The organism is Variovorax sp. YR752, assembly GCF_943372545.1.
This window is the reverse complement of sequence record NZ_CALRZC010000291.1, coordinates 1-9,007: the sequence shown is the minus strand read 5'-3', so window position 1 is coordinate 9,007 and position 9,007 is coordinate 1. Positions and strand designations below refer to the sequence as shown.

The window sequence follows — 9,007 nt, the reverse complement described above, 5'->3', positions numbered from 1 at the left end:
CCCAGTCTTGATTGCGGGCTGGTCGGCCCAAGGAGGAGATCGGGGTTCACCGAACGGGCTCCCTTTAGCGCGGTAGGAGCGGATTAAACAATATCAGGAGGAGGGCGAAGCCCGGGGGACATTCGCGGAGGGAAGTACCCGGTGGCCTGGGCACGCACCCCGAACACACGCGTTATTCTCAAGCGCTCCCGCCCCGCGCCTAAGTCCCCCGATCCCCGTCCGCATGTCCGTCCCGCATCCCCGTTCCCCCGCCTCCTTCCAACGTCCCGCCAGCCTCGGCGCGCACTGACGGCATCGAGGTGCAAGCGATTCTTTCCGGGGCCGTCCCGGTCCTGATCTTCATGGCCTGCGTGGGCCTGGCCACCTACGCGCAGAACCTCACGGGCTTTGCGTTCAGCCTCATCCTGCTGGGCCTCGTGTCGGTGTTCGACATCGCCAGCGTGAACGACGCGGCCAATGCCGCGACCGTGCTGAGCCTTATCAACGCCTGGACCTACTTCCGCGCGCGCCCCGGCCCCGTGCCCTGGCAGCTCATGAAGCCCGCGCTCAACGGCAGCACCGTCGGCGTCATCGTCGGGCTCATGCTGCTCGTGTGGCTCAGCGGCAGCGCCGTGGACTGGCTGCGGGGCTTGCTGGGCGTGTCGATCCTGATCTGCGCCGTGCTGCTCTTGCTGCAGGGCAAGCCGCTGCCCGCCGTGTCGGGCCGTACCAGCTTCGCCCTCATCGGCGGGCTCTCGGGCGTATTGGGCGGGCTGTTTTCCGCCTCCGGCCCGCCCATCGTCTTCCACATGTACCGCCAGCCGCTGGACCGCGAACTCGTGCGCCGCGCGCTGCTGCTGATGTTCGCCTTCAACTCGCTCGTGCGGCTCGTCATCGTGGTGCCCACCGGCCACTTCTCGTGGCACTCGGCGCTGCTCGCCGGCTGCGCCATGCCCGTGGTCTACGCCGCGACGCGGCTGCACCACCGCCTGCCGAACAAGCTGCAGCCGCGCACCCTGCAATGGCTGGTCGCCGGGCTGCTGTTTGTGGCCGGCGTGACGCTGCTCGCCACCGCCTGGACCGCCATCGCGCACGGCTGAAAACCCTCGGTTTCCGGCGTGGCCCGGGAATTGCAACGTCAATCCAAGGGTTTCCCCGGACGTGGCATACCGACCCTCACATACGCGTTATGGGCGTGCCCGTATGCAAGACCCCACGCAAGTCGCTAACGTCCATGACTGGCCCACGACGGGCCGCCCACGAGCCTGAAAAAAGCATGAGCACCGAGAGCAGCACACCGATTCAACCGATCCGCTTCTTCCATCGCGGAAAGATCGTCGACGTCAGCGGGGTCCATCCGACCCGCTCCGTTCTCGACTGGCTGCGCGAAGACGCGCGCTGCACCGGCACCAAGGAAGGCTGCAACGAAGGCGACTGCGGCGCCTGCACCGTCGTCATCGGCGAGCTGGCCGCCGACGCCCACGCCCCCGGCGCGGTCGACGGCCTGCAGCTGCAGACTGTCAACGCCTGCATCCAGTTCCTGCCCACGCTGCACGGCAAGGCGCTGTTCACGGTCGAAGACCTCAAGGGCCAGTGCGCGTCGCAGTGCAAGCCCAAGACCGACGCCCACGCCAAGCACGCCGTCCACCCGCTGCACCCCGTGCAGCAGGCCATGGTCGACTGCCACGGCTCGCAGTGCGGTTTCTGCACGCCGGGCTTCGTGATGTCGCTGTGGGCCACCTACGAACACCACCAGGCCGAGGGCACGCAGCCCACGCGCCAGCAGCTGGCCGACGACCTGTCGGGCAACCTCTGCCGCTGCACCGGCTACCGCCCCATCCTCGATGCCGGCCAGCGCATGTTCGACCTGCCGGCCGTGCGCCTGGACACCGCGCCGGTGGTGGCCGCGCTCACCGCGCTGAAGAACGACGGCCTCGACTACGCGGCCCCGCTCGGCGCCCGCATCGACCACTTTCACGCGCCGAAGACCATCGCCCAACTCGCCGCATTGCGCGTGCAGAAGCCGGGCGCCCAGTTGCTCGCGGGCTCGACTGACGTCGGCCTGTGGGTCAACAAGCAGTTCCGCGACCTCGGCGACATCATCTACGTCGGCGACGTGGCCGAGATGAAGACGGTCGAGGAACGTGCCGACGAGCTGTACATCGGCGCCGGCGCCTCGCTCGAAGCGGCCTTCGGCGCGCTGGTCGAGCGCGTGCCCAGCCTCGCCGACGTGTGGCTGCGCTTTGCCTCGCCGCCGATCCGCCACGCCGGCACCATGGGCGGCAACGTCGCCAACGGCTCGCCCATCGGCGATTCGCCGCCGGTGCTCATGTCGCTCGACGCCGAGATCGAGCTGCGCCGCGGCGACGTCGTGCGCCGCATGCCGCTGCCCGAGTTCTACCTCGACTACATGAAGAACCAGCTGCAGCCCGGCGAGTTCGTGCAGGGGCTGGCCGTGCCGCTGGCCGCCATGCGCCGCCAGGTGCGCGCCTACAAGATCAGCAAGCGCTTCGACTGCGACATCTCGGCGCTGTGCGCGGGCTTCGCCATCGAACTGGAAGCCGACGGCAGCGACACGGTGAAGGCCGTGCGCCTGGCCTTCGGCGGCATGGCCGCCACCGTCAAGCGTGCCGCCAACGCCGAAGCCGCGCTCGTCGGCAAGCCCTGGACGCAGGCCAGCGTGGCGACCGCCAAGCTGGCGCTGGCGCAAGACTTCAAGCCGCTGTCGGACATGCGGGCCTCGGCCGACTACCGCCTGCAGGTGGCGCAGAACCTGATCCAGCGCCTGTGGCTCGAAACCCGCACGCAGGACGCGCTGTCCCTCGAGGAAACCAGCGTCTGGAGCGTGATGCCTCATGTCGTTGCCAAGGTGGCGGCGGAAGGACTCTGACCATGAACAAACCCATCGACGCCCGCCTGCTGCAGCCCGCCGAGGCCTTTGCCGACTACCTGAAGAACACCGCCGCCCGCATCGACGTGGGCGCCGAAGCGCTGGCGCACGACCGCGGCATGCGCGTGGGCATCAGCCGCCCGCACGAGTCGGCGCACCTGCACGTGGCCGGCGAGGCCACCTACATCGACGACATTCCCGAACTCGCCGGCACGCTGCACTGCGCGCTGGGCCTGTCGCCGGTGGCCAACGGCCGCGTCACGGCGCTGTCGCTCGACGCCATCCGCGCCATGCCCGGCGTGGTCGCGGTGCTCACCGCCGACGACATTCCCGGCACCAACGACTGCGGTTCGATCGTCCATGACGACCCGATCCTGCTGCCCGTGAACGACGGCGGCCAGATCCGCTACCTCGGCCAGCCCGTGTTCGCCGTGATCGCCGAAACCCGCGATGCCGCACGCCGCGCCGCCGCCAAGGCCAAGGACGCGATCACCCTCGAGGCGCAGCCGCCCGTCATCACGCCGCAGGACGCGCATGCGCGCGGCCAGTACGTGGTGCCGCCGATGCACATCGTGCGCAGCGGCGGGGCCGCCAACGAAGGCGACGAAGCTGCCGTGCGCGCCGCCATCGCGAAGGCGCCGCACCGCCACCAGGCCACGCTCGACGTCGGCGGGCAGGAACAGTTCTACCTCGAAGGCCAGATCAGCTACGCCATTCCGAAGGAGGGCGGCACGCTGCACATCCACTGCTCGACGCAGCACCCGAGCGAGATGCAGCACCTGGTGGCGCACGCGCTGCACCTGTCCTCGAACGAAGTGCATGTGGAGTGCCGGCGCATGGGCGGCGGCTTCGGCGGCAAGGAATCGCAGTCGGCGATCTTTGCCTGCGTGGCGGCCATTGCGGCGCGCCAGCTGCAGCGCCCCGTGAAGCTGCGGCTCGACCGCGATGACGACTTCATGATCACCGGCCGTCGCCACTGCTTCTGGTACGAGTACGACGTGGGCTACGACGACGAGGGCCGCATCCTCGGCGCCGAGATCACCATGGTCTCGCGCGCCGGCCATTCGGCCGACCTGTCGGGCCCGGTGATGACGCGCGCGCTGTGCCACTTCGACAACGCCTACTGGCTGCCCAACGTGAGCATGCACGGCTTCTCGGGCAAGACCAACACGCAGAGCAACACGGCCTTCCGCGGCTTCGGCGGCCCGCAGGGCGCCATTGCCATCGAGAACATCATGGACTCGGTGGCGCGCGAATTGAAGCGCGACCCGCTCGACGTGCGGCGCGTCAACTTCTACGGCAAGGGCGAGAACAACGTCACGCCGTACCGGCAGACCGTGACCGACAACATCGTCCACGAACTCGTGGCCGAGCTGGAAGCAACCAGCGACTACCGTTTGCGCCGCGAAGAGATCGCCGCCTTCAATGTGAAGAGCCCGGTGCTCAAGCGCGGCCTGGCGCTGGCGCCGCTGAAGTTCGGCATCTCGTTCAACGTGAAGCACTTCAACCAGGCCGGCGCGCTCGTGCACGTGTACACCGACGGTTCGATCCTCGTGAACCACGGCGGCACCGAGATGGGCCAGGGCCTGAACACCAAGGTGGCACAGGTGGTGGCGCACGAGCTGGGCGTGAGCTTCGAGCGCGTGCGCGTCACCGCGACCGACACGACCAAAGTGGCCAATACCTCGGCCACGGCCGCCTCGACCGGCGCCGACCTGAACGGCAAGGCCGCGCAGGACGCGGCACGCCAGATCCGCGAACGCCTGGCCGCCTGCGCCGCCGAGCGCCACGGTGGCAACGCCGCCGACGTGCGCTTTGCCAACGACCAGGTCGAAGTGAACGGCCGCACGCTGGCCTTCAGCACCGTGGTGGGCGAGGCGTATCTCGACCGCAAGCAGCTGTGGTCCGACGGCTTCTACGCCACGCCCGGCCTGAGCTGGGACAAGGACAAGATGCAGGGCCGCCCGTTCTACTACTACGCCTACGGCGCAGCGGTGAGCGAGGTGGTGGTCGACACGCTCACCGGCGAATGGAAGCTGCTGCGTGCCGACATCCTGCACGACGCGGGCAAGTCGCTGAACCCGGCCGTGGACATCGGCCAGGTCGAGGGCGCCTTCATCCAGGGCATGGGCTGGCTCACCACCGAAGAGCTGGTGTGGCATCCGGCGAGCGGCAAGCTCACCACGCACGCGCCGAGCACCTACAAGATTCCGACGGCCAACGACTGCCCGCCGGTGTTCAACGTGCGCCTGTTCGAGGGCCAGAACGTCGAAGACTCGATTCACCGCAGCAAGGCCGTGGGCGAACCGCCGCTGTTGCTGCCGTTCTCGGTGTTCTTCGCAATCCGCGATGCCGTGTCGGCCGCGGGTGGGCACCGGGTCGATCCGCCGCTGAAGGCGCCGGCCACGAGCGAATCCATCCTCCGCGCCCTGACCGCGGTGCAGGCAGCCTCTGGCGAATGAGCACCGGCCGTGCTCGCACGGTCCGAGCGTCCTTCCGTTCTCCAAATGTTGCGCTGTATAACTGTTCGCACAGACAAGAAAGGTGTGAACAGCCATGAGAGACCAGGCGCTTTTCGACAAGATCGATCTTCATCTCATACGGGTGCTTCATACCGTGCTGACCGACCGCAGCGTCTCGCGCGCCGCCATCCGCCTGGGCATGTACCAGCCGGCCGTCTCGGCCGCGCTGAAGCGCCTGCGCGAGTTGTCGGGCGACCCGCTGCTGGTGCGCTCGGGCTCGGGCATGGTGCCGACCGACGCGGGGCTGCGGATGATCGAGCCCGCGGCCAGCATTCTTCGGGCGGCCGAGATGCTGTTCTCGGATGCGCGCGGTTTCGAGCCGCAGTCGGCGGCCACCACCTTTCGCATCGCGGCCAGCGACTACATGGACCCGCTGTTCCTGCCGCTGCTGGTGGCGCAGGTGAAGCGCGAGGCGCCGCTGTGCCAGATCGAGATTCATGCGCTCTCGCCCGATTCGGACTACCACGGGCACCTGGCGCTCGGGCAGGTCGACCTGGTGATCGGCAACTGGCTCAAACCGCCGGAAGACCTGCACATGGCGCGCCTGTTCGGCGACGAGGTGGTGTCGCTGGTCAACCAGGACCATCCGGCCGTGCGGCGCGGGTGGGACCTGGAAACCTGGCTGGCGGCCGAGCACATCGCGCCCACGCCCATGCACCCGGGCGGGCGCGGCATCATCGACCAGATGCTCGACGAGCTGGGTCGGCAGCGCAACATCACGGCGCGCTGCGCGCACTTCGGCCTCATACCGGACATGGTGGCGTCGAGCCTGCTGGTGCTGACCACCGGGCGCCAGTACTGCGAGCGCTTTGCCGCACGGCTGCCTCTGAAGATCCTCGAGTGCCCGGCCGCCTTGCCGCGCCTCATGTACTACCAGCTCTGGCACGAACGCACGCATTCGTCGAGCTCCGCGCGCTGGCTGCGCGAATGCATCAAGGGCGTGGCGGCGTCGCTGCGGCCCGGTTTCGATGCCGCGCCAGCCGTTGCCGCCCGAGCCCTGCCGGCTGAACCGCTTTCCGATCCTCCCTGAGCCCTCCGTCGCGCCGGCGTCGCGACCGAGGCAACGATGAACGAACCGCCACATACAACAGCTGGAGACAAGCGAAATGAACAGGTATGAAGAGGTGCCCAAGGCCACCACTCCCCGGGCCGCCGGGGCCACCGAGGCGGCGCCGTTGCGTGCTGCGGGCGCACCGGCCAACGCCGGTCTGCTGGAACGCTTTTTCAAGCTGACCGAGCACAACACCACCGTGCGCACCGAAGTCATCGCAGGGCTGACGACGTTCCTGACGATGGCCTACATCATCTTCGTGAACCCGTCGATCCTCGGGGACGCGGGCATGCCCAAGGGCGCTGTCTTCGTCGCCACCTGCCTGATCGCGGCCATCGGCACGCTGATCATGGGCCTGTACGCCAACTACCCGATCGCCATGGCGCCGGGCATGGGCCTGAACGCCTACTTCGCCTACGTCGTCGTGCTCGGCATGGGCTACACGTGGCAGGTCGCGCTGGGCGCGGTGTTCATCTCGGGCTGCCTCTTCCTGATCGTGACGGTCACCGGGTTGCGGGAGCTGTTCATCGCGGGCATACCGCAGTCGCTGCGAACAGCGATCACCGTGGGCATCGGCATGTTCCTGGCGCTCATCGCGCTGAAGAGCGCGGGCATCGTCGCTGCCTCGCCGGCCACCTTCGTCACGCTGGGTGACCTGCACTCGGCGCCCGTGGTCCTGGCGACCATCGGCTTTCTCGTCATCGTGGCGCTCGACCGATTGAAGGTGCGCGGGGCGATCCTGATCGGGATCATGCTGGTGACGGTACTGTCGTTCTTCTTCGGCGGCAACAAGTTCCACGGCGTGTTCGACGCACCGCCGTCCATCGCACCGACCTTCATGCAGCTGGACATCCTCGGCGCGCTCAAGGGCGGCATCCTGAACGTGGTGCTGGTGTTCTTCCTGGTCGAGATGTTCGACGCCACCGGCACGCTGATGGGCGTGGCCAAGCGCGCGGGCCTGCTGGTGCCCGGCAAGATGGAGCGCATGAACAAGGCGCTGCTGGCCGACAGCGGCGCGATCTTCGCGGGCTCGCTGCTCGGCACCTCGAGCACCACGGCGTACGTGGAAAGCGCAGCCGGCGTGCAAGCGGGTGGCCGCACCGGCCTCACAGCCGTGGTGGTGGCGGTGCTGTTCCTGGCCTGCCTGATGATCTCGCCGCTGGCGGGCTCGGTGCCGGCCTACGCCACCGCACCGGCGCTGCTCTTCGTGGGCTGCCTGATGCTGCGCGATCTGGTCGAGCTCGACTGGGAAGACACGACCGAGGTCATTCCGGCTGCCGTCACCGCGCTGGCCATGCCCTTCACCTACTCGATCGCCAATGGCCTGGCCTTCGGCTTCATCACCTACGCCGTGCTCAAGCTGTGCACCGGCCGGGCACGGGAAGTGCATGCGATGGTGTGGGTGATCGCGGCGATCTTCCTGTTCAAGTTCGCCTACATCGGCGGGCACTAAGAGATTGAGAGGCACTTCGGCATGACCGCTCATCCCCCGCAAACGCGCCCACTCTGCGTTGCAAATGCTCGCCATAGCCCTCGCTATGGCTGCGCTTTGCGCCTTGATTGGGCCCGTTTGCGGGGGCTGCTCGGCCACGCCGAAGCGCCTCCCAACCTCTGAAGGACGCGCCGTCGGGCGCCGATGGTCGCGGGGACGCTATTAAACTTATAGCTGTCCCCGCTTTGTTGCAGTTGAACGAGACAAACCCACGAAACCCGGCATGACAACCCCCAGACTCCAGCTGGCGAACATCACCAAGCGGTACCCCGCGGTGGTGGCCAACAGCGACATCTCCCTGGCCGTGCAGCCCGGCGAAATCCATGCCGTGCTCGGAGAGAACGGCGCGGGCAAATCGACCCTGATGAAGATCATCTACGGCTCGGTCAAGCCCGACGAAGGCACCGTCACCTTCGACGGCCAGGCGGTCAACCTGCGCAACCCGCAGCAGGCGCGCGCGCTGGGCATCAGCATGGTGTTCCAGCACTTCAGCCTGTTCGACACGCTCACCGTGGCCGAGAACGTCTGGCTGGGCCTGGACAAGTCGCTCGCGCTGGCCGAAGTGGCCCGCAGCATCACGGCCAAGGCCAGCGAGTACGGCCTGGACATCGACCCCGCGCGCCCCGTGCACACGCTGTCGGTGGGCGAGATGCAGCGGGTGGAGATCATCCGCGCGCTGCTCACCAACCCCAAGCTGCTGATCCTGGACGAGCCGACCTCGGTGCTCACGCCGCAGGCCGTGATCCGCCTGTTCGGCGTGCTGAACAAGCTGGCCTCGGAAGGCTGCAGCATCCTGTACATCAGCCACAAGCTGCACGAGATCCAGGAGCTGTGCACGGCTTGCACCGTGCTGCGCGGCGGCAAGGTCACAGGTGTGTGCAACCCGCGCAACGAGAGCACCGAATCGCTCTCGCGCCTCATGATCGGCAGCGAGCCGCCGCCGCTGCAGCACCGCCCGCTGCATGCCGGCGCCGTGGCGCTGCGCGTGCAGGGCCTGAAGCTGGCGCGCGAAGACCAGTTCGGCGTCGACCTGGACGGCATCTCGTTCGATGTGCGCGCGGGCGAGGTCGTCG

6 protein-coding genes are annotated in these 9,007 nt (G+C 68.0%); all 6 read left to right on the top strand.

Annotation, left to right across the window (positions count from 1 at the left end):
- Nucleotides 1–341 precede the first annotated feature (341 nt).
- On the top strand, nt 342–1,079 hold the full coding sequence (locus AAG801_RS37510; protein ID WP_341892987.1) for a sulfite exporter TauE/SafE family protein: 738 nt from the start codon (nt 342–344) through the stop codon (nt 1,077–1,079).
- Between the two features lie 176 nt (nt 1,080–1,255).
- The gene (gene xdhA / locus AAG801_RS37505; protein ID WP_341892986.1) at nt 1,256–2,869 is read left to right on the top strand and encodes a xanthine dehydrogenase small subunit; all 1,614 of its coding nucleotides are present in this window, start codon (nt 1,256–1,258) and stop codon (nt 2,867–2,869) included.
- Nucleotides 2,870–2,871: 2 nt separating this feature from the next.
- Nucleotides 2,872–5,331 (top strand): xanthine dehydrogenase molybdopterin binding subunit, encoded by a 2,460-nt coding sequence (gene xdhB, locus AAG801_RS37500; RefSeq protein WP_341892985.1) that lies wholly within the window; start codon nt 2,872–2,874, stop codon nt 5,329–5,331.
- A 94-nt stretch (nt 5,332–5,425) separates the two neighbouring features.
- Nucleotides 5,426–6,421 carry a LysR family transcriptional regulator gene (locus AAG801_RS37495; protein WP_341892984.1) on the top strand — a complete coding sequence of 332 codons (996 nt, stop codon included), beginning with the start codon at nt 5,426–5,428 and terminating at the stop codon, nt 6,419–6,421.
- A 76-nt stretch (nt 6,422–6,497) separates the two neighbouring features.
- On the top strand, nt 6,498–7,895 hold the full coding sequence (locus AAG801_RS37490) for an NCS2 family permease (RefSeq protein WP_341892983.1): 1,398 nt from the start codon (nt 6,498–6,500) through the stop codon (nt 7,893–7,895).
- Between the two features lie 262 nt (nt 7,896–8,157).
- Nucleotides 8,158–9,007, top strand: an 850-nt coding sequence (locus tag AAG801_RS37485) for an ATP-binding cassette domain-containing protein (RefSeq protein ID WP_341892982.1), incomplete at its 3' end; no start/stop codon positions are given.